General features: G+C 69.9%; 19 protein-coding genes. 12 read left to right on the forward strand and 7 right to left on the reverse strand.

Features of this window, described 5'->3' with window-relative positions; all coding sequences use genetic code 11:
- Window positions 1–17 precede the first annotated feature (17 nt).
- Window positions 18–719: a molybdate ABC transporter permease subunit gene (gene modB, locus FBZ90_RS12605; protein WP_145732601.1), complete on the forward strand. Its 702-nt coding sequence runs from the start codon at window positions 18–20 to the stop codon at window positions 717–719.
- Entirely contained in the window at window positions 719–1,822 is a 1,104-nt protein-coding gene (modC, locus tag FBZ90_RS12610) for a molybdenum ABC transporter ATP-binding protein (protein ID WP_145732603.1), read from the forward strand. Before modB ends, modC begins: the two co-directional genes overlap by 1 nt.
- On the opposite strand, the gene FBZ90_RS12615 is transcribed toward modC, so the two are convergent.
- Window positions 1,819–2,166: a winged helix-turn-helix domain-containing protein gene (locus FBZ90_RS12615; RefSeq protein ID WP_145732605.1), complete on the reverse strand. Its 348-nt coding sequence runs from the start codon at window positions 2,164–2,166 to the stop codon at window positions 1,819–1,821. The two genes, modC and FBZ90_RS12615, sit on opposite strands and share 4 nt — an antisense overlap.
- 118 nt (window positions 2,167–2,284) lie before the next feature.
- Between FBZ90_RS12615 and FBZ90_RS12620 the strand changes: the two genes are divergently transcribed.
- The 4 genes from FBZ90_RS12620 to FBZ90_RS12635 all read left to right on the forward strand — a co-directional run bounded on the left by FBZ90_RS12620 (window position 2,285) and on the right by FBZ90_RS12635 (window position 5,978).
- Window positions 2,285–2,980, forward strand: coding sequence for a PadR family transcriptional regulator (locus FBZ90_RS12620; RefSeq protein WP_145732606.1), 696 nt, complete (start codon window positions 2,285–2,287; stop codon window positions 2,978–2,980).
- Window positions 2,981–2,987: 7 nt separating this feature from the next.
- Complete coding sequence (locus FBZ90_RS12625; RefSeq protein ID WP_186455778.1) at window positions 2,988–4,358, forward strand: MFS transporter; 1,371 nt, start codon at window positions 2,988–2,990, stop codon at window positions 4,356–4,358.
- Between the two features lie 234 nt (window positions 4,359–4,592).
- Window positions 4,593–4,946 carry a hypothetical protein gene (locus FBZ90_RS12630; RefSeq protein ID WP_145732609.1) on the forward strand — a complete coding sequence of 118 codons (354 nt, stop codon included), beginning with the start codon at window positions 4,593–4,595 and terminating at the stop codon, window positions 4,944–4,946.
- Window positions 4,947–5,021: 75 nt separating this feature from the next.
- Window positions 5,022–5,978, forward strand: a complete 957-nt coding sequence (locus FBZ90_RS12635) for an NAD-dependent epimerase/dehydratase family protein (RefSeq protein ID WP_145732610.1) — start codon at window positions 5,022–5,024, stop codon at window positions 5,976–5,978.
- On the opposite strand, the gene FBZ90_RS12640 is transcribed toward FBZ90_RS12635, so the two are convergent.
- Window positions 5,968–6,834, reverse strand: coding sequence for a LysR family transcriptional regulator (locus FBZ90_RS12640; protein ID WP_420872594.1), 867 nt, complete (start codon window positions 6,832–6,834; stop codon window positions 5,968–5,970). The genes FBZ90_RS12635 and FBZ90_RS12640 overlap by 11 nt on opposite strands.
- A gap of 180 nt (window positions 6,835–7,014) precedes the next feature.
- Between FBZ90_RS12640 and FBZ90_RS12645 the strand changes: the two genes are divergently transcribed.
- From FBZ90_RS12645 to FBZ90_RS12660, 4 genes are all read left to right on the forward strand, one after another.
- Window positions 7,015–7,767 carry an SDR family oxidoreductase gene (locus FBZ90_RS12645; protein WP_145732613.1) on the forward strand — a complete coding sequence of 251 codons (753 nt, stop codon included), beginning with the start codon at window positions 7,015–7,017 and terminating at the stop codon, window positions 7,765–7,767.
- A 35-nt stretch (window positions 7,768–7,802) separates the two neighbouring features.
- Entirely contained in the window at window positions 7,803–8,699 is an 897-nt protein-coding gene (locus FBZ90_RS12650; RefSeq protein ID WP_211102006.1) for an SDR family oxidoreductase, read from the forward strand.
- 270 nt (window positions 8,700–8,969) lie between these two features.
- Window positions 8,970–9,251, forward strand: a complete 282-nt coding sequence (locus FBZ90_RS12655) for a hypothetical protein (RefSeq protein WP_145732615.1) — start codon at window positions 8,970–8,972, stop codon at window positions 9,249–9,251.
- A 264-nt stretch (window positions 9,252–9,515) separates the two neighbouring features.
- A complete protein-coding gene (locus tag FBZ90_RS12660) occupies window positions 9,516–10,478 on the forward strand; it encodes an NAD(P)H-dependent flavin oxidoreductase (protein WP_145732616.1) in 963 nt (320 codons plus the stop codon).
- Between the two features lie 72 nt (window positions 10,479–10,550).
- On the opposite strand, the gene FBZ90_RS12665 is transcribed toward FBZ90_RS12660, so the two are convergent.
- The 3 genes from FBZ90_RS12665 to FBZ90_RS12675 all read right to left on the reverse strand — a co-directional run bounded on the left by FBZ90_RS12665 (window position 10,551) and on the right by FBZ90_RS12675 (window position 13,468).
- The gene (locus FBZ90_RS12665) at window positions 10,551–10,895 is read right to left on the reverse strand and encodes a hypothetical protein (RefSeq protein ID WP_145732618.1); all 345 of its coding nucleotides are present in this window, start codon (window positions 10,893–10,895) and stop codon (window positions 10,551–10,553) included.
- A gap of 81 nt (window positions 10,896–10,976) precedes the next feature.
- A complete protein-coding gene (locus tag FBZ90_RS12670) occupies window positions 10,977–12,386 on the reverse strand; it encodes an O-antigen ligase family protein (protein ID WP_186455779.1) in 1,410 nt (469 codons plus the stop codon).
- Between the two features lie 131 nt (window positions 12,387–12,517).
- Window positions 12,518–13,468 (reverse strand): glycosyltransferase family 9 protein, encoded by a 951-nt coding sequence (locus tag FBZ90_RS12675; protein ID WP_145732620.1) that lies wholly within the window; start codon window positions 13,466–13,468, stop codon window positions 12,518–12,520.
- 181 nt (window positions 13,469–13,649) lie between these two features.
- On the opposite strand from FBZ90_RS12675, the gene ygfZ reads away from it, so the two are divergent.
- Entirely contained in the window at window positions 13,650–14,570 is a 921-nt protein-coding gene (gene ygfZ / locus FBZ90_RS12680) for a CAF17-like 4Fe-4S cluster assembly/insertion protein YgfZ (protein WP_145732621.1), read from the forward strand.
- Here the strand turns inward: ygfZ and FBZ90_RS12685 are convergent.
- Window positions 14,539–15,735, reverse strand: coding sequence for a glycosyltransferase (locus FBZ90_RS12685; RefSeq protein ID WP_186455780.1), 1,197 nt, complete (start codon window positions 15,733–15,735; stop codon window positions 14,539–14,541). The two genes, ygfZ and FBZ90_RS12685, sit on opposite strands and share 32 nt — an antisense overlap.
- A 327-nt stretch (window positions 15,736–16,062) precedes the next feature.
- Between FBZ90_RS12685 and FBZ90_RS12690 the strand changes: the two genes are divergently transcribed.
- On the forward strand, window positions 16,063–18,402 hold the full coding sequence (locus tag FBZ90_RS12690; RefSeq protein ID WP_145732624.1) for a HAMP domain-containing protein: 2,340 nt from the start codon (window positions 16,063–16,065) through the stop codon (window positions 18,400–18,402).
- 74 nt (window positions 18,403–18,476) lie between these two features.
- Here the strand turns inward: FBZ90_RS12690 and FBZ90_RS12695 are convergent, their stop codons facing one another.
- Complete coding sequence (locus tag FBZ90_RS12695; RefSeq protein WP_145732626.1) at window positions 18,477–18,923, reverse strand: hypothetical protein; 447 nt, start codon at window positions 18,921–18,923, stop codon at window positions 18,477–18,479.
- Window positions 18,924–19,287: the final 364 nt, after the last annotated feature.

Here is a 19,287-nt window from a genome sequence, read left to right on the forward strand (position 1 = left end):
CTGAGCAACGGGCCTTCATGATCGACCTTGGCTTTGGCCCGGATGAGGTGGCCGCCATCCAGCTCAGCCTGAAGGTGGCCATCTGGGCCACCCTGGCGGCGCTGCCCCCCGGCATCGCCGTGGCGCTGGCGCTGGCGCGCGGCCGGTTCTGGGGCCGCGACCTGCTGAACGGCGTCGTCCACCTGCCCCTGATCCTGCCGCCGGTGGTGACGGGCTATGGCCTGCTGCTGCTGATGGGCCGGCAGGGGTGGCTGGGCAAACCCCTGTCCAGCCTGGGCATCGTCTTCGCCTTCAACTGGACCGGGGCGGCCCTGGCGGCGGGGGTGATGGGCTTCCCCCTCATGGTGCGGGCCATCCGCCTGTCCATCGAGGCGGTGGACGCGAAGCTGGAGCAAGCGGCCGGCACGCTGGGGGCGCCGCCGCTGTGGGTGTTCGCCACCGTGACCCTGCCCCTGATGCTGCCCGGCGTTCTGGCGGGGGCGGTGCTGGCCTTCGCCAAGGCGCTGGGGGAATTCGGCGCCACCATCACCTTCGTCTCCAACATCCCCGGCCGCACCCAGACCTTGTCGGGCGCCATCTACACCTACACCCAGTCCCCCGGCGGTGACGCCGGCGCCCTGCGGCTGGTGGCGGTGTCGGTGGCGCTGTCACTGATGGCATTGCTGCTGTCGGAGGCACTGGCGCGCAAGGTCGGGCGGCGCCTGGGCGGGGTGTCGTGATGGGCCAAGCCGTCGCGGCGCTGGACCTGGACATCGCCCTGCGGCAGGGGACCTTCCAGGTTGACGCCAAGATCAGCGCCGGCCCGGGCCTGACCGTGCTGTTCGGTCCGTCCGGATCGGGCAAGAGCACCCTGGTTGACCTCGTGGCGGGCCTGAAGCGGCCCGACCGGGGCCGAATCGCCGTGGACGGCGTTCCCCTGGTGGACACGGCCGCGGGCCTGTGGCTGCCGCCCCACCGCCGGCGCGTCGGCTATGTGTTCCAGGAGGCGCGGCTGTTGCCCCACCTGACGGTGCGGCAGAACCTGTTGTACGGCCGCTGGTTCGCGCGCCGGCATCTGACCCCGGACTCGCCCACTTGCGAGTCGGTGGCCGACCTGCTGGGCATCACGCATCTGCTGAACCGGCGGCCCGCCGCGCTGTCGGGCGGCGAGAAGGCGCGCGTGGCCCTGGGCCGCGCCCTGCTGGCGCTGCCGCGCATCTTGCTGATGGATGAGCCGCTGGCCGCGCTGGATGAAGCGCGCAAGGCCGAGATCCTGCCCTATCTGGAGCGGCTGCGCGACCATGCCGGCCTGCCCATCCTGTACGTCACCCATGCGGTGGCGGAGGTGGCGCGCCTGGCCACCACGGTGGTGATGATGGACCAGGGCCGCGTCCGCGCCTTGGGCGCGCCCTCCACCCTCTGGTCCCGTCCCGACCTGATGGACCTGACAGGCGGGGCGGAGGCGGGGGCGCTGCTGGACGCCGTGGTGAGCCACGAGAGCGGGGATGGGCTATTCGCCTTGGATACCCCCGCCGGCCGTATCCTGGTTCCCCATGTGCCGGGTCACCTGGTGCCCGGCACCCGCACCCGACTGCGCATTCCCGCGCGTGACGTGCTGCTATCTGACCGGCCGCCACAGGGGTTGTCGGCCCTGAACGTCCTGCCGGGTGTGGTGGATGACGTGCGGGAGGACGCCGACGGCAGCCGGGTGGTGCGGCTGGATTGCGGGGGCGCCCCCCTGCTGGCCCGCGTCACCCGAACCAGCGCCAGCGTGCTGGCCATCACCCCCGGACAACCGCTGTGGGCCATCGTCAAGGCCGTGGCCTTGGACCAGGGGAGTTAATCGGCCGGGGCCCGCAAGCGGGCGGCCAGGCCGGCGCGCACGTCCGCCGTGGCGGCGGCCGCCGCCTTTTCCATGGCGCGGTAGGCCGCCACCAGCTCCTCGCCGAATTCCGTCAGCGCGGCCCCGCCGCCGCCGCCGCCACCCACCTGGGTGGTGACGGAGGGCTGGGCGAACGTCTGGTTGAGGGCGTCCACCAGCTGCCAGGCGCGGCGATAGGACATGCCCATGGCCCGCCCGGCGGCGGAGATGGAGCGGTGTTCGGCGATGGCCTCCAGCAGACGGATCTTGCCGGGGCCGACAGCGCCTTGGTCACCGAAATCGATGCGGAGGGTCAGACGGTTCATGGCCCGCGCATTGAATCGCGGGCCGGGTCCGCCTGCAAGGGGCATGCGCGACCCGCGCCGCAAAAGGCCGAACAAGTGGGTTGATAGTTTAATCCAACTAAATTAGTTTGATTAAACTATGAAAGCGGAACTCCTCATCCTGGGCGTGCTGCAGGGCGGCGACCTGCACCCCTATGAAATCAAACGGCGGCTGACGGCGGCCCATGTCGACCATTACATCGATGTGGACGTGGGCACGCTGTACTACGCCGTGCGCAGCCTGGCCCGGGATGGCCTGATCGAGGCCAAGGGGGTGGAGGCGGTGGCCCGGGGGGGCGAGCGCACCACCTATGGCCTGACGGCCGCCGGCCGCGCCCGGTTCCACGCCCTGATGGCGGAACGGCTGGCCGACCTGACACCGCGCTATCATCCGCTCTATCCCGCGCTGATGTTCCTGCACCATACCGACCCGGCCACAGTGGCGGCGGCCCTGCGCCAGCGGCTGGAGGCGCAGCGCGGCTATTACGCGCCCCTTAAGGCCCTGGCGGATTACATGGCGCCCATCCATTCCACCGGCATGCGGGCCATCCTGGAAAACGGCCTGGCGCATCTGGAGACGGAGAACAGCTGGCTGGCCAAGCTGGTGGAGACGCTGGAGACGGGCGACATCCGCCCGCCCGATTATGACGCCGCCCGCCGCATGGGGCTGTTTCCCACCGGCCAGGTCACTCTTCCGCCCGAATACCAGCAGTTGCCCCCGCCGCCCGCCGCCAAGGCCGCGCGGCCCAGACGGTCCCGCAGGGCGTCCAAGCCCGCTCCACCCCCATCCCCGTGAGGCCCGCATGCGCCGCGAAGCCAAACCCAAGCGCCCGCCGAACCCCCTGATGCGCAACAGCAACTTCCTGTGGCTGATGAGCGGCGGCGTCATTTCCATGCTGGGCGACCAGTTCAGCCTGCTGGCCATGCCCTGGCTGGTGCTGGCCGTCACCAACGACACGCTGACCATGGGGGTGGTGCTGGGTCTGATCAGCCTGCCGCGCGCCGTGTTCCTGCTGGTGGGAGGCGCGCTGGTGGATCGCTATCCGGCGCGCAGCGTGCTGCTGCTGACCAAATATGTGAACGCGGTGCTGCTGGGCGGACTGAGCATCGGGGTGCTGACCGGCACCCTGACGGTGCCCATCCTGTGTGTCGTCGCCTTCAGCATAGGCTTGGCCAGCGCCTTCAGCATACCGGCCGGCACCACCATCCTGCCCCGTGTGGTGCCGGGCGACCAGTTGCAGGCGGCCAACGGCATGCTGATGGGCCTGCGCCAGGCCACCCTGCTGCTGGGACCGCTGATGGCCGGTGGCCTGATCGCGGTGGTGGGCGGCAGCGGAAGGGCCGCCGCCGGGGCACAGGCAGCCGGCGATCTGGCCGGCCTGGGCACCGCCTTCCTGGTGGACTGCGCCACGTTTGTCATCTCCGCCGTCACGCTTTACCGGGTGCGGATGCTGACCCTGCCGGGGGATGGCCAGCCGGCGCGGGTGGAACGGCTGGGCACGGTCTTCCGATCCATCGGCGATGGCATCCGCCACTTCTGGAACGACCCGGAGCTGCGGGCCCTCTGCCTCTACTTCTCCGCCACCACCTTCTTCATCGGCGGGCCGATGCAGGCGGTGCTGCCGGTCTTCGCCCGCGACCGGCTGGGCGATGGGGCCGATGGCTACGGCCTGATGATGGGTCTGCATGGCGTGGGCACCCTGGTGGGCATGATGGTGTCCGGCGCCCGGCCGTCCTTCCGCCTGCGCACGCTGGGCGCCACCATCCTGCTGGTGGACACGCTGTTGGCACTGGTGTTCATGCCCATGGGGTTGGCCCGGCACACCTGGCAAGCGGCCTTGCTGATGGGGACCGCGGGCTGCCTGGCCGGCTTCATCCAGATCGGCGTCTTCACCTGGATCCAGCGCCGCATCCCGCCCGCCATGCTGGGGCGGGGCATGAGTCTGTTCATGTTCATCGTCATGAGCCTGGCCCCCCTGTCCTCCGCCCTCTGCGGCTGGCTGATGCGTTATGTGCCACCGCAGATCATGTTCCTGGGCAGCGGGCTGGCCCTGTGGAGCATCGTCAGCCTGGGCCTGACGTCCCGGTCGCTGCGGGCCATCGCCCTGCCGCCCCGCACCCCGCCCGCCACCGCGCCGGCAGAGACGCCGGTGGAAAACCCATCGGCGGTCTGACCGCCTGGAGTCCGCCTGTCAAAATGGGGGGGGCTAGCCCGAACGGCCCTCTCCGTTTGGCAGCCTCCCGACGGGGGCGCCCGGATGGTAGGGTGACGGCGTTCAACATCCCGTCCCCCCACCCTCAGGCCCATCGCATGAAAGGCCGGTCAACAGCCCCGAAGAGGGCTGGCGGGGGCGCCAACGAATCACGCGTAGTCCCGACCGACCACTTCCCTCCGAAGGAACGGCCCGATGACGCCACCAGACACCCCCGAGATCGAGCCGCAGCCCGCGTGCGAGGCCCAACCCCACACCCTATCGGGCGGGGGCATGCCGTATGGCCAGGACCCGGATGGTGCCGCCGCGCGCATGCGTCACCTGTTTCACACCGGAACGGCGGCCCAAACCGCCGAGTGTCGCGCGCTGGCGGAATTGCTGCTGAACGCCGACACCGATCTCACGGCGGCCGACGCCCTGGCGGTGGAGGCCATCCTGCAGCGCCAGCCGGTGGAGTTGCGGGGCTGGCTGCTGCAACGCGCGACCGCCCTGGCGGCCGCGACCGGTCGCGTCCGCCACAAGATCGCCACCGCCGCGAATCTGCATTGACCGTATCCGGTTGCCGTACGGGGCGCGTCCGTGTCATTGAGGCGCCGGAAGAGACGGGGCATCGGGAAGGCGGACATGGCCAAGATCGTGGTGAGCGGGGCCACCGGATTCGTGGGCCGCGCCCTGCTGCCCCGCCTGCTGGCGAGTGGCCATGAGGTCGTGGCCGCGGTGCGTACACCCGACGCCCCCCTGCCGGCGGGCGTGATGGCGGCGCCGGTGGGTGACATCGCCGGCCCCGTGAATTGGGCCCCGGTACTGTCGGGCGCGGACGCCTTGATCCACTTGGCGGGCCTGGCGCATCAGCGCCATGTCACGCCGACGGCGCTGCAGGCCCTGAACGTCACCGCCACCGTACGGCTGGCGGAGGCGGCGCAAGCGGCGGGACTGCGCCGCCTGGTCTATCTCAGCAGCGTGAAGGCCCAGGGCGACCACAGCCCCCCCGGCCGCCCCCTGACGGAACGGGACCCGGCCCGGCCCGAGGACGCCTACGGCGATTCCAAGCGCGCGGCGGAGCAGGCGTTGCTGGCCCTATGCCCGCCGGACGGCGCCCTGTCACTGGCCATCCTGCGTCCGCCCCTGGTGCACGGGCCGGGCGTCAAGGCCAACATGGCGGCGTTGCTGCGCCTGGCAACGGATTGGCCCGTGCTGCCCCTGGGTGGCATCGGCAATCGGCGCAGCCTGATCAGCCTGGATAGCCTGACCGACGCCATCACCCGCGCGGTGGAGCGGCCGGACGTGACCGGCACCTTCCTGGTCGCCGACCAGCCGGCCCTGTCCACAAGCCAGCTGGTGACGCGCCTGGCCGCCGCGGCCGGCAAGCGCCCCTGGCAGGTCACCTTGCCGCCGGCCATCTGGCGCCTGGCTGGCCGCCTGCCCCGCCTGTCTGGCATCGTCGACCGCCTGACCGGGTCGCTGGAGATCGATGACGCCGCCTTCCGTGCGGCCTTCGACTGGCAGCCGCCGCTGACCCAGGACGACGCCCTGGCCCGCACGGTGAGCGCTCACCTGCGCGGCGTCCGGCCTACGCCCTGAACAGCGCCGCGACCCAGTCCACGAACACCCGCACCCGCGGCGACAACTGCCGGTTCTGCGGATACAGCACCGATACCGGCAGGGCGGGCGGGGGATACAGGGACAGGACCTCCACCATGGTGCCCGCCGCCAGGTCCGCCGCCAGATGATAGCGCGGCACCTGGATCAGGCCCAACCCCAGGCGCGCCGCAGCGGTGAAGCTGTCGGCGCCGGTGACGCTGATCCGTCCGGGCAGGGTCAGGCGCCGCGTTTCCTCCCCCACCGTGAATTCAAAGGGATAAGGCCGACCGGTGGAGGAGGATACGAAGTTCACCGCCTGGTGACCTTCCAACGCCTCAAGCGTCGCCGGCATGCCGAAACGTTCCAGATAGGCCGGACTGGCCACCGTGGCCTGGGGCAGCAAGGCCACCCGGCGCCCGATGAGGGCGCTGTCACGCGGTTCGCCCACCCGCAGCACGCAATCCACCCCCTCCCGCACCAGGTCGACCAGGCGATCGCCCTCGCTGATGCTCAGTTCCAGGCCCGGGTGGCGGGCCAGCAGGTCCGGCAGGGCGGGGAACAGGAAGTGGCGCGCCAGCGTGCCGTGCACGTCGACCCGCAGTAGGCCCTTGGGATTGGTGGCGCGGAAGGCGCCCTCCGCCTCCTCCACGTCGGCCAGCAGGCGTAGGCAGCGCTGGTAGAAAGCCTCGCCGTCCAGGGTGGGACTGACGTGCCGGGTAGTGCGATTCAGCAGCCGCGTGCCCAGCCGCCCCTCCAACTGCTGCAGGGTGTGGGTCACGGTGGCGCGGGGCATGCCCAGATCCTCCGCCGCCGCGGTGAAGCTGCGCCGCTCGACGATACGGGTGAAAACGCGCATGGCGTCGAAGCGGTCCATGATGCCCGGCAGATTGTTTATGGAATTTGTCTAGTGATGCCAGAAATGGGGGGTTTATCCAAGAAACCCTGAGGGGGCACCTTTTCTTCGTCACCACCACGGGCGCCCCCGCGACGGGGGAGGTCCCCGGCAGAGGCCCCTGGCGAAGAAAAGGATCACACCATGACCACGACGACCACCAAAACCGCCCCGAGGATCGCGCTGGTAACGGGCGCGTCCCGCGGCATCGGCGCCGCCATCGCCCAACGGCTGGGTCGCGACGGGCACACCGTCATCGTCAACTACGCCGGCAATGCCGCCGCCGCCGATGCCGTGGCCGCGACGATCGAGGCGGCGGGCGGACGGGCCCTGACCGTACAGGCGGATGTGGCCGACGCCGCGGCGGTGAAGAGCATGTTCGACCGGGTGGAGGCCGCGTTCGGCGGCATCGACATCCTGGTGAACAACGCCGGCATCATGCCCCTGGGGGCCATCGGCGACATGGGTGACGACACCTTCGACAAGCTGGTCGATGTCAACCTGAAGGGCACCTTCAACACCCTGCGGGAGGCGGCGCAGCGCCTGCGCGACGGCGGCCGGATCGTCAATTTCTCTTCCAGCATCGTGGGACTGTACCCGCCCACGTACGGCGTGTACGCGGCCACCAAGGCGGCGGTGGAGGCCCTGACCATCGTCATGGCGCGGGAGATGCGCGGGCGGTCCATCACGGTGAACGCCATCGCCCCGGGGCCCACCGCCACCGAGCTGTTCCTGGACGGCAAGCCGCAGGAGGTGGTGGACCGCCTGGCCAAGCAGGCCCCGCTGGAGCGGTTGGGACAGCCCGAGGACATCGCCGCCGCCGTCGCGTTCCTGGTGGGCCCGGACGGCGCCTGGATCAACGGGCAAGTGCTGCGCGCCAATGGCGGCATCATCTGAAATCCGCACCCCGACAGAATTGCGAGGACCCGATCATGAAACAGATCATCGTCATCACCGGCGCCTCCAGCGGTTTCGGCGCGATGGCCGCCCGCGCCCTGGCCCGGGCCGGCCACACCGTTTACGCCACCATGCGCGACACATCGGGCCGCAACGCCCCGCAGGTGGAAAAGGCCAAAGCGTTTGCCGCCGAGCACGGCGTGGACTTGCGCACGGCGGACATGGACGTGCAGTCCGATGCCTCCGTCGAAGCCGCCGTGGCCCAGATCGTCCAGGAGGCGGGCCGATTGGATGTGATCGTCCATAATGCGGGCCACATGTCCTTCGGCCCGGCCGAGGCCTTCACGCCGGAGCAGTACGCCCAGCTGTTCGACATCAACGTGCTGAGCACCCAGCGGCTGAACCGCGCGGCCCTGCCCCACCTGCGGCGCCAGGGCAAGGGCCTGGTGGTATGGGTATCCAGCAGCAGCACACGGGGTGGCACCCCACCCTATCTGGCGCCCTATTTCGCCGCCAAGGCCGCCATGGACAGCCTAGCCGTCAGTTATGCCCCGGAACTGACCCGCTGGGGCATCGAGACCGCCATCATCGTCCCGGGCGCCTTCACCAAAGGCACCAACCACTTCGCCCATGCCGGCTCCCCCGCCGATACTGCCCGCGCCGCCGAGTACGATGACGGGCCCTACGCCGGCGTGCCGACCCAAGCGCTGGAGGGCTTGGCCGCGTTGGAGCCGCCGGACGCCGACGCCGCCAGCGTGGGCGAAGCCATCGTGCGGGTGGTGGACCTACCCCATGGCAAGCGCCCCTTCCGCACCCACATCGACCCGTCGCAGGACGGGGCGGAGGTGGTGAACGGCGTCGCCGACCGCGTGCGGGCCGAGATGTTCCGCCGAATCGGGCTGGAAGACCTGCTGTCCCCTAAGGTGTCCTGAAACACCACGCCGAATAGTCCGAGCCAGCCTTTTATAGATCGACCCGCGTAGGCCGGAAGGGGGTTTCCCAGTCCTTTGGCACCCCCTTTCGTCATTGGAAAGACAAACACCAGATTTCACCGTCCTTTCCGCCTACGTCGGACTGCTTCATGACAGGTGGCGGTGTCCGTGATAGCGTTCCACCTGTAATTGGTTACTTAAAATCTCATTTCCTGATCCGTGAAAAAGACTTGGGGGCGTCGTTTAAACCCATGCCGACCGGAGAAAATCATGAAAAATAATCGCCATCGCTTCTTATGGCGCGGCCTGTTGGCCGGCGCCGCGCTGACCACCGTCGCCGCCTGCGGGTCACCCCGGCCCGAACGCGTGGACCTCAGCCACAGCTACCGCATGGTGGATGAGCGCGGCCGCACCGCCGGCCAGGTGGTATTCTATCCCGCCGGCGGAGGCGCGGTTTACGACGCCGACAACAACCTGATCGGCAGCGTCGCCCCGCCCAATTCCACCACCATGGCGCCACCCCCGGCGCCGGTACCGCGGAACTACCCTTAATCCCTCCCAATCCTCAGTCTCGTGGTTCCCCTCCCGTCTGAGGCGCCTCGGGTGGGGACCGGCGGCCCCGGTCCCCACCCGTTTTCTTGTGCGCGGGTCCCCTGAAAAAATTTGTCCGCACCGGCAGTGGGCTGCGCCTGGGCTTTGCCATTTCTCCTGGAAAAGCGGCCCCCTCCCCCGCATTGACGGCCCCGGGGGCCCATGGCATTGAGGCCGGATCGGCCGCCCGCGGCCGTTCAAGAAATACAGGGGAGATGCCATTCCATGAGCCTGCCGCCCGTCCTTGCCCAGAACCTGGCGCTGCCGGTCATCGCCTCGCCCATGTTCATCGTGTCCAACCCGGATCTGGTCATCGCCCAGTGCCTGGGCGGCATCGTCGGATCCTTCCCCGCGCTGAACGCCCGGCCGAAGGAGACGCTGGACGCGTGGCTGACGCGCATCGACACCACCCTGGCCGACGCCCGCGCCGCCAACCCGGACGCGAAGATCGCGCCCTATGCCGTCAACCAGATCATCCACCAATCCAATGACCGGCTGGAGCACGACATGGAGGTGTGCGTGCGCCACAAGGTGCCGATCATCATCACCTCGCTGCGCGCGCCGGGCGACATCGTGCCCCATGTCCACAGCTATGGTGGCCTGGTGTTCCACGACGTCATCAGCCTGCGCCACGCGGAGAAGGCGCTGGAGGCCGGGGTGGATGGGCTGATCCTGGTGGCCGCCGGGGCCGGCGGGCATGCCGGAGCGCTGAGCCCCTTCGCCCTGGTGGGGGAGGTGCGGCGCTTCTACGATGGCCCCATCATCCTGTCCGGCGCCATCGCCACCGGCGACGCCATCCTGGCGGCACAAGCCATGGGCGCCGACCTCGCCTACATGGGCACCCGCTTCATCGCCACGACCGAGGCCAACGCCGCCGCCGCCTACAAGCAGGCCATCGTCGACGCCAGCGCCTCCGACATCGTCTACACGCCCTTCTTCACCGGCGTGGCGGGCAACTACCTGAAGTCCAGCATCGTGGCCGCGGGCATGGACCCGGATAACCTGCCCCAGGTGGACCGCAGCAAGATGAACTTCGGCGCGGCGGCGGCACCGGGCGCCAAGGCCTGGAAGGACATCTGGGGGGCCGGCCAGGGCGTGGGCGCCATTGGCGAGGTCATGCCCACCGCCGACCTCATCGCGCGGCTGAAGGCGGAGTATGCCGCCGCCCGCGCCCGGTTGAGCCTGTAAGGAAAAAGCGCCAACAAAAGAAAAAGGGGCGCGACGGTCCGGCCGTCGCGCCCCTTTTTGTTCAACCGAGGCTCAATGGTCGGAGCCGTGCAGGATCTGGTCGCGGATGCCGGTGTCGTACGCCAGACCTTCCTCGGTGATGATGGCGGCGTTGGGGAATTGCGACTTGATCAGGCCCTTGCGCTCCAGCGCCACCCAGGCGGCCGGGTTGCTCAGGCCGGTGGCGTCGGCCGACATCACGGTATAGGGGCCCAGGTGGAAGTGGTTGCCATGCGCATGGGGGAAACGGTCGACCAGAACGCCGCCCTCGACCACCGGCTGGCCCACGCCCTCGATCCCGGCCAGAACCTGCAGCAGGGTCAGGGTCTTAAGCTGCAGGGGATTCAGCTTCAGCGGGTTCTTTTTCGCGGGCGACATGGGCGTGTCCTCAAAGGAATGACGGGGAAGCGTTGATATGGGGGTGCCATTTACCCCCGCCAGCCCGCCGCCCGCAAGCCATCAGCGTTTCTGACGCGCCTTCGCCGATCCTTGGCCGCGCGCCCACCAGCCCGCAGGCAAATTCAGTTCAAGCAGGCCCGCCGCCAGCATGATGCCGCACAGCCACCAGGTCTGCCACGCGCCGTAGGAGAAGCAGCCCACCGCGATGGTGGCGGCGATGGCCGCCAACGCCGTGGCCTGGGCATAGGCGGGCAGACGCCGCGTGGCCAAGGCCAGCCCAGCCCCCAGCCAAGTGTGCAGGATGCTGCCCACCACGCCCAGCTCCAACAACACCTGAAGGAAAATGTTGTGCGGATGTAGGGGGATGATGGGGGATTCTGGATGGAACTTGGAAACTTCGCCCTCATCCGGGATGTTGCGGGAGCTGTCGAGCCCCCAGCCGAACACCGGCTTTTCCAGAATGCGGCGGGCGGCGACATCCCATATCTCCACCCGATGGCGGAAGCTCCACGGCATCCGCGTCTCTTCCGTCAGGCCGGCGCGGTGCAGGCCCAGGGAAATCGGGATGGACAGCACGGGCCCGGCCAGCAGCACAGCGATCATCACCACCCGCGCCGTGCGGGCCGACAGCCGCGCCAGGCCGTAGAACACCAGGCCGGCCCCCAGGCCCACCTTGGCCGAGGCGCTGGTGCCACCCAAGGCCGTCAGGAAAAAGGCGGCGGGCATGACCCAGGCCCAGGGCATGGCGCGCCCCGCCGGGGGCTGCGCCATCGCCGCCAGCGCCGGCAGCCGGGCGAAAGCGCCGCGGCCAGTGACCCAGGCCAGGCGGGCCAGCGCCAGTCCCAAGGGCCACGCCAAGGTGGCGAACAGCACCGCCGGCCGGTTCAACGCCCGGTCATGATCCACCTTGGTGCCCTCCAGCGCCTTTTCCAGGCGATAGATGGGCTGATCACCCAAGACCTCGATGGCGAAGATGGCGAGGCCCACGACCATGCCCAGGGTGGCCCAGCGCAGAAGCAGCCAGCGCCGCCGGTCATCCACCTCGCGCAGGGTGCCCATCCAGAACAGGAACGGCACGACCGTGTAGAGGAAGGTCAACAGTTGGGTGACGCCGTCCTTGCGCACCGGCGTCCACAACACGGAAACCGCGCCCAGCGCCAGGCACAGCACGAGCGGCAGCATCGGGCTGGCCCGCCAGGTGGCGCGGGCGGTCAGGAACGCGGGAAGCCGCCGGGCACGCAACGCATAGAGGATGCCCCCCAGCACCGACAGGCTGATCAGCGTGGGCGCCGTGCCCAGGGGCAGCAGGGCGCAGATGAAGCCGAGTATCGTCACCAGGAACAGCGTCAGCCCCATCCAGGGCAGGCTGAACGACGGCACCGGGGTGGCGACGGTACGCCCGACGGGATGAGGCGGGGGAAGAACCGGCGCTGTGGTCCGCAGGTCAGGCGTGGTCCGGGTCAACGACATCTTGCTCCAGTCTCTGTCCGATGGCTCAAGGCCCCCCAGCCCCGCCATGCAAGCCCCACCCCTTTTACTCGGGAATAGGCCAGCTCCCAGCGCTTTTTCACAGGATCATACCATTGGCACGATATGCGGGATCATATCCGGGCCAGCAAGCCGGCGGCGGCGGCGGCCACCTGCTCCAGCGGCAGCGCCGCCATGCGGGCCTCGGCCGTGGGCTCCCCCCCGCCATTCGCCGGGACCGGCGCCACCACGGCCTGGGCCCGGGGGCCCCAAGGGGCGTAAAGATGCGACGGTGTGGGACCGAACAGGCCCAGGGTGGGCGTTCCTGCCGCCGCCGCGACATGCATGAGGCCACTGTCGTTGCCCACGAACAGGCGGGCGTGTTCCAGGCAGGCCCCCGCCAGCAGGGGATCGGTGCGCCCCACCAGGTCGATGACACGGTGCGCGCCCAGCGCGGCGGACAGGGCATCCAGCACCGGGGCGCAACGCGGCCGTTCCGCCTCCGCCGCCAGGACCATGACCCGGGCGGGGGCTTGCCCGGCGGCCAGCGGCCCCGCCACCAGGCATTGGGCCAGCGCGGCGAAGCGGTCGGCGGGCCATTCCTTGCCCGTCCAATTGGCTGCGGGCCCCAGCGCCAGGATGGGCCCGCCATCGGGGCGGACCAGCGCGCGCGCCTGGGCCCGAATGGCGTCATCCAGGAAAAGGCGCGGGCTGGGGGGCGGGTCCAGGCTCAGCACCCGGCCCAGGGAGACGACCTTGGGCTGGCGATCATCGCCGCCCCGGAAGGTGGCGCGGCGACGGGCCAGAACCAGCCAGGAAACCGCGCTGTCGCGCAGGTCCACCACCAGATCCCAACGATGGCCCACCACGTGGCGCCACAGGGCCAGCCAATGGCCCGCCATGCGCCGCTTGGGCATGGCGATGATCTGGTCCAGGCGCGGCACGGCGCGGAACAAGGGGGCGGCGATTGGACCGCAGGCGATGGTGAAACGCGCATCGGGCAGGTTGTCCACCAGATGCCCCAGAAGGCCAGTGGTCAGCACCGCGTCGCCCAGACGGGTGGAGGTGATGAACAGAACCCGCAACAGACTGACCCCCACACCCACGGCCGATTCCGGCGACGGCCCCTTATACAAGCGTCATCAGACGCTTGCCAATGCGGCGATGGCGGCGGACCATTGCCTCGGAACTGCACCCCTTGCGGTGAGGGGCCCCGTCCCTTACGTGTTGAAGCCATTCCTTGGGAAACTGTTCAGGTTCGGCATCATGACTGAAGGCGTCGCACTTTCCTGGCCCCCCGTCCCGGCGGCGGGTGCCGGTCGATTGGCAGAGCGGGGCGTCCTGGCGCTGACCGGGCCCGACGCCCGCACCTTCCTGCAGGGCCTGATCACCAACGACGTCCGGCGCGTCGACCCGTCGCACGCCATCTATGCCCTGTTCCTGACGGCCCAGGGCAAGTTCCTGCACGAAATGTTCGTGATCGCCCATGTCGACGCCGCCGGGGAAGAGACGCTGCTGATCGAGACGGAGTCCGCGCGGGCCGCCGACCTGCTGCGTCGCCTGTCCCTGTACAAGCTGCGGTCCAAGGTGACGTTGGCCGACGCGAGCGCGCAGTGGGCCGTGGCCGTCGCCCCTGGCGTGGCAGGGAACGGGGAACCCGGAAGCGCCTGGACTGTGGAGACGCCGGACGGAATCGCCATCGCCTATACCGACCCGCGCCATCCCGGCCTTGGCCTGCGCCTGGTGGCGCCGCGCGCGGCGGTGGAGGCCCTGCCGGACGCGGCGGAGGCTTATACCCGCCTGCGTCTCGACCTCGGCGTGCCCGACGGCAGCCGCGACCTGGTCCCCGAGAAATCCATACCGCTGGAAAACGGCATGGATCATCTGCACGCCGTGGCCTTCGACAAGGGGTGCTATATGGGGCAGGAATTGACGGCGCGCACTCACTACCGCGCGCTTATCCGCAAGCGCCTCATGCGGGTGGCGGCGACCGCCGGGCAGTCCCTGCCGCCCGCCGGGACGCCCGTCGTCTGGGGCGACCGCGAGGTGGGGGAGATGCGCAGCGGCCTGGGTGCGCACGGCCTGGCCCTGCTGCGTATCGAGGATGTGGAAAAGCCTGACGTGGCCCTGACCAGCGGCGGCGTGCCGCTTGTCGTCAGTGGCCCGGTGCCGGCGCCCCGGCCTTAGGCACCGTGCCAGCTTCGGCGGACGCGGCGGCCTCAGCGGACGCGACCAACTCGGCATAGAGGCGCTCCAACGCCTCCAGACTGGCGGCCTGGCTGTATGCGGCGAGCGCGGGGCGATGGCGCAGGCGGATACCGGAGTCCCGGGCCTGCGCCACGGCGTTCAGCGCCACGCCCAGGGCCTCCGCCAAATCATCGGCATCGCCCAGCGCCGCCAAGGGCGCCAGCGCCAATCCGTTGCCCGTGCGCACCCCGTCCGCCACGCCGAAGGCGTCATGCCCCTCCAGCGACGGCGGTTGCAGCACGGTGCGCGCCCCTTCCGAGGCGGAAGCCACCACCGGCACGCCGGCGTCCAAGGCCTCGAGGAACACCAGGCCGAAAGGTTCGAACCGGGAGGGGGAACAGAACAGGTCGGCGGCGTGGTAGAAATCCTTAACGTCGCCGCGAAAGCCCATGAGACGGATGGCGGGGCAATCGGCCGCCTGCTGGCGCAGGGGCCCCATCTCCGGCCCGTCGCCCACGATGGCCAATTTCAGGTTCGGACGATCCAGGCCCCGCACGGCGCTGACCAGCAGGTCGAAGCCCTTTTCCCGCACCAGCGGCCCCACGCCCAACACCAGCATGTCGCCCGGCAGTTCAGCGCCCATTTCGGCGCGCAACGCGGCGACGCGCCCCCTGTCAGGGGCGGGATGGGCTTGTTGCCACAGATTCACACGGGCGATGCGCCCCTCGAAGCCGCCCAGCTTGGCTTCCTGCGCCTGCCAGTCCGTGGTCGCGACGACGGCATCGTGATTCTGGTACCAGCGGCGGCGGTAATCGGGATGCATGGTCGCCAGCACCGATGGCCGCCCCGGCAGCAAGGGCCGCAGCCGTCCCACGGTTTGGCCCGCCCGGCCGCCATGGCAGTGGATGACATCCGGCCGGAACCGGCGGATGTGACTCCAAATCCCCGGCGCCATCAGCCCAGGTCCCACCGTCACCACCCTCAGACCCGGCAGTTCGCCCGAGGGCGGCAGCTCGTCGCGAATGGACCGGCCGCCCGCGTCGGCGCAATCGGCCCGCACGATCAGCAAAACATCGTGATGGCGCGCCTGGGACATGGCCAGACTGGCCACGTGGCGCTCGGCCCCGCGAAAGCCCTTGGACAAGATAATCTGGACGATACGCATACAGGCCCTCGACACGAAACCCGCGCAGCCACACCGGTGCAGCCAACCGGGCCCCCGCAGCCAGGATCCAGGCATGTCATCCTGCCCGACCTGATCCTTCCTACGCCCTGGCCGGCGTGGGGGCAAGCCCCGGGGCGGCACCCGGCGCGTAAGGTCGCAGGGCGCGCTTTCTTATTACGCGCCAGCGATACCAACCCATCGCCACCCCGTGGCCAAACCGCGCCTTACAAAGTAATTGACGAAGGCCGGCCACCCTTACACACCATGACGCCTTGGGAATGGGTCGCCTCCGGTGGCCCGGTACGCGGGCGATAGGCGGGTGGGGGTATGAAGTCAGGGGTCAGTTCAACGCCCACGGCCAGCAGGGGCGCGACGGGGGGCAGCCTGCGTCGCGCCAGCAGCTGGATCACCGCCCTGGTCATCGCCGCCTCGATCGCCCTGGTGGCGGCAGCGACCTATAACATGGCCTTGTTCAGCCGGGTCGACCGCTCGCTGGATGAAACGCCGGCCGTGGCCGCGGCCAAGTCCCGCGCCTTGGATGAGGCGCGATCGGCTTTGGGCAACGGCGGCCTGCTGAACGCCCTGGCTGTCTATGCCGAGACCGGCAGCGTGCAGGCGCGGGCCGACATTTCCCAGGCCCTTGAGACGGCCGACCGCAACGTTCGGGCCTTTGAAGGCAACCGCCTGACCACCGCCGAGTCGGATTTGGCGCGCGACCTCCACCGTCTGGTCGACCGGTACCGGGCGGCGGTGAATGCTGCGGGCGACAAGCCGCAGGCGCTGTCCGGCGCCACCGGCCTGTCGCTGATGACACTGCACGCCGCCGTGGCCGACCGTATCGCCCAATTGCGCCGGCAAGAGGTGCAGGCCACGGCCGATGTCCTGGCCGGACCGGCCCGCGCCGGGTTCTGGCTGGGCATCGCGGCGGTTGGCGCCATGTTGGCCACCGCCGCCGCCGCGCTGTGGCTGATCCGGCTGCGGCTGCTGGTGCCGCTGGACCAGCTGCGCGACAGCGTGAGCGGCGTGGCCCGGGGCGACTGGCGCGTGCCGGTGGCCGGCACCGACCGCGCCGACGAGCTGGGTGACATGGCCCGCGCCATCGAATCCTTCCGCCGCCAAGTGGCTGACCTGCCGGACGTTTCCATCATCACCGAGGACGGGCGGGCCCGCCTGAAGTTCGACGGGGGCGCCGGCGACCTGTTCGGCCAACTGACCAGCCGGCTGCGCAGCGCCGGCGACACCCTGGCCGGCAACGGCGACGCCGTGTCGAGCCTGGTGGCCGACACGCGGCGCGACCTGACGGCGCTGCTGGGTGACACGCGCCAGGAGTTGACGGACGGCGTGCGCCGCATGGGTGAACTGTGTGGCGCCGTGGCCAAGGCGGCCGGCGATAGCAACCGCGAGATCAAGGAGGCGACGGAGCTGTTGAGCCGCGCCGCCCTGCAGGTGCACGCCTTTGACGACCGGGGCGGCGGCGGCGGGCTGGACAATCTGGTGGAGGCCCTGCGCCGCAACGCCGACCTGGTGGCCAGCACGGTCCTGACCGCGGGCGAGGATGTGGGCCGCGTGGTGCGCGGCCTGTCGGAGACGGAGGGCGCGTTGCGCCGCGCCACCGGCGACGCGCAGGAAGCCAACGAGCGCATGAACACCGCCATGGGCGACCTGCAATCCAAGTTGCTGGCCTCGGTCAAGCTGCTGCGCGCGTCGGGCGAGATGTTGGCCAGCAGCACCGCGGAGGCCACGAGCGGCCTGACGCGGGCGACGGAAGCGGTGGGCAACAGCGACCGCAACCTGCAGGCGGCCTTGGCCCACGCCGGTGACCGGTTGGAACGGGTGACCGGCCGCGTGGAAAGCTCGGCCGAGCTGCTGCGCGGCACGGCGGACGAGGTCACGCGCAACCTGTCGGGCGCGCTGGATGGTCTGAACCGGGCCAACCGCCTGATCGAGACGGCCGCCGAGGCCAACAGCACACGGCTGGAGCCGGTGGCGGAAAGCCTGGCCGCGGTACAGCGCGACCTGGCGGGCGCCGCCGCCGGTGTGGCGCTGCGCGCCGGCGAAATGACACGCACCCTGGAGGGACTGGGCAAGGTGTCGGAAGCCATGCGCGCCGAGCTGGAACGCCGCAGCGCCGATCCCGACCAGAAAGCCGCCGCCGACGAGGCCATCGCCCGGCTGGAGGCGACCGCCCACGCCCTGGGCGACCGGGCGGGCAGCATCGGCGACACCGCCACCCGCCTGTCGGACATGCTGAGCGCCGGCCTGGGCGACGCCGGCGCCAAGGTGGAGGGCGCGGTGCGCGACCTTCAGCGCGAGGCCGCCGGCCTGGCGACCGACGCCAGCGGCGCCACCAACGCCTTGAACCGCGCCCTTGCGCGCCAGGACGAGGCGACGGAGGCGCTGCGCGCCCTGACCGGAAGCCTGGCGGAGGCGCTGGCCCCGCGGGTGGACCCCAATCTGGCCACCGTCGCGACGCTGGCCGACGGCCTGCGCATCCGCATGGAGGCGGCCGACCGCACCATACGCGGCCTGTTGGACCTGACGGACCATCTGAAAGCGCTGGTCGACACCAGCCGCGCCCATGAGCAGGCGAGCACCGCCGCGACCAAGGAGCTGGGCGACCGCCTGGCGGCCATCGCGGAACAGCTGCGCGCCGCCACCGGCGGCTGAGGGGGCCCCCTCAGGGCAAAGAAAAAGGGCGACGGCCAATCAGCCGCCGCCCTTTTGGCTTCCGCAGCGGCTGCTTATTTCGCAGCCGGGGCGGCCGGCGCCACGGGCGCGGCGGCCGGAGCCGGGACGGCGGTACCCACCGGCACCAGCGTGACGTTCACGGGGCTGTCGTACTTGTTGTCAGCGCCGCTGGCGCTGTCGATCGCCCAACCGATACCGCCACCGGCCAGGATATTGCCGACGGTGGCGCCGGCGGTGCCGGATTTGTCCAGGAAGGTCGCTTCCTGGAAACCATCCTTGGTGCACCGGATGGTGATGTCGTGTTTCGTCTTCTTCACCGTGGCCGAGGCGGGGGTCTGGCTCACGCGGGCGATGACCGCGCCTTCCCGTTCCAGGGCGCAGCTGGCGCCGGCGGGAGTGGTGTTGACGGCGATTTCCTGGGAGGTGCCCTCGATAATGGAGGAGCAGGCCGACAAGCTGAATATGGCCAGGGTGGCAGCAAGCGCTAACCGAATATGCATAACGAGTCACCACTTAATGGATAGTAAGGCTCGGGAGCATATTGGTTGCATGACCGTTATTCATTGCATGATTGCGGTTAACGACCCGTCGTCGCAGCGACACAATGTCGCATACCGCCGGGATGCTGCGGTCTACTCCTCCCCTTCTAAATGCGCCGCGTCATAGGCCCGACGGCTGGCTGAAGAAGGGATAAGAACAGCATTCGCATGGGATATCCGCTTCGGGTCGGAAGGTGCGGCCATCCGCCGCCCCCCGCCCCCGTTTGGTTTAGCAGGGTGCGGAAGAATGGAGCGTTAAGGCCCCTTTCCCCATGAACCAAGCCGATTGAAGGCTTGATCGAGGGGCTACGGGCCGCTTTTGCGG

Source organism: Nitrospirillum pindoramense, from assembly GCF_007827955.1.
In the GTDB taxonomy this organism is placed as follows: Bacteria; Pseudomonadota; Alphaproteobacteria; order Azospirillales; family Azospirillaceae; genus Nitrospirillum; species Nitrospirillum amazonense_B.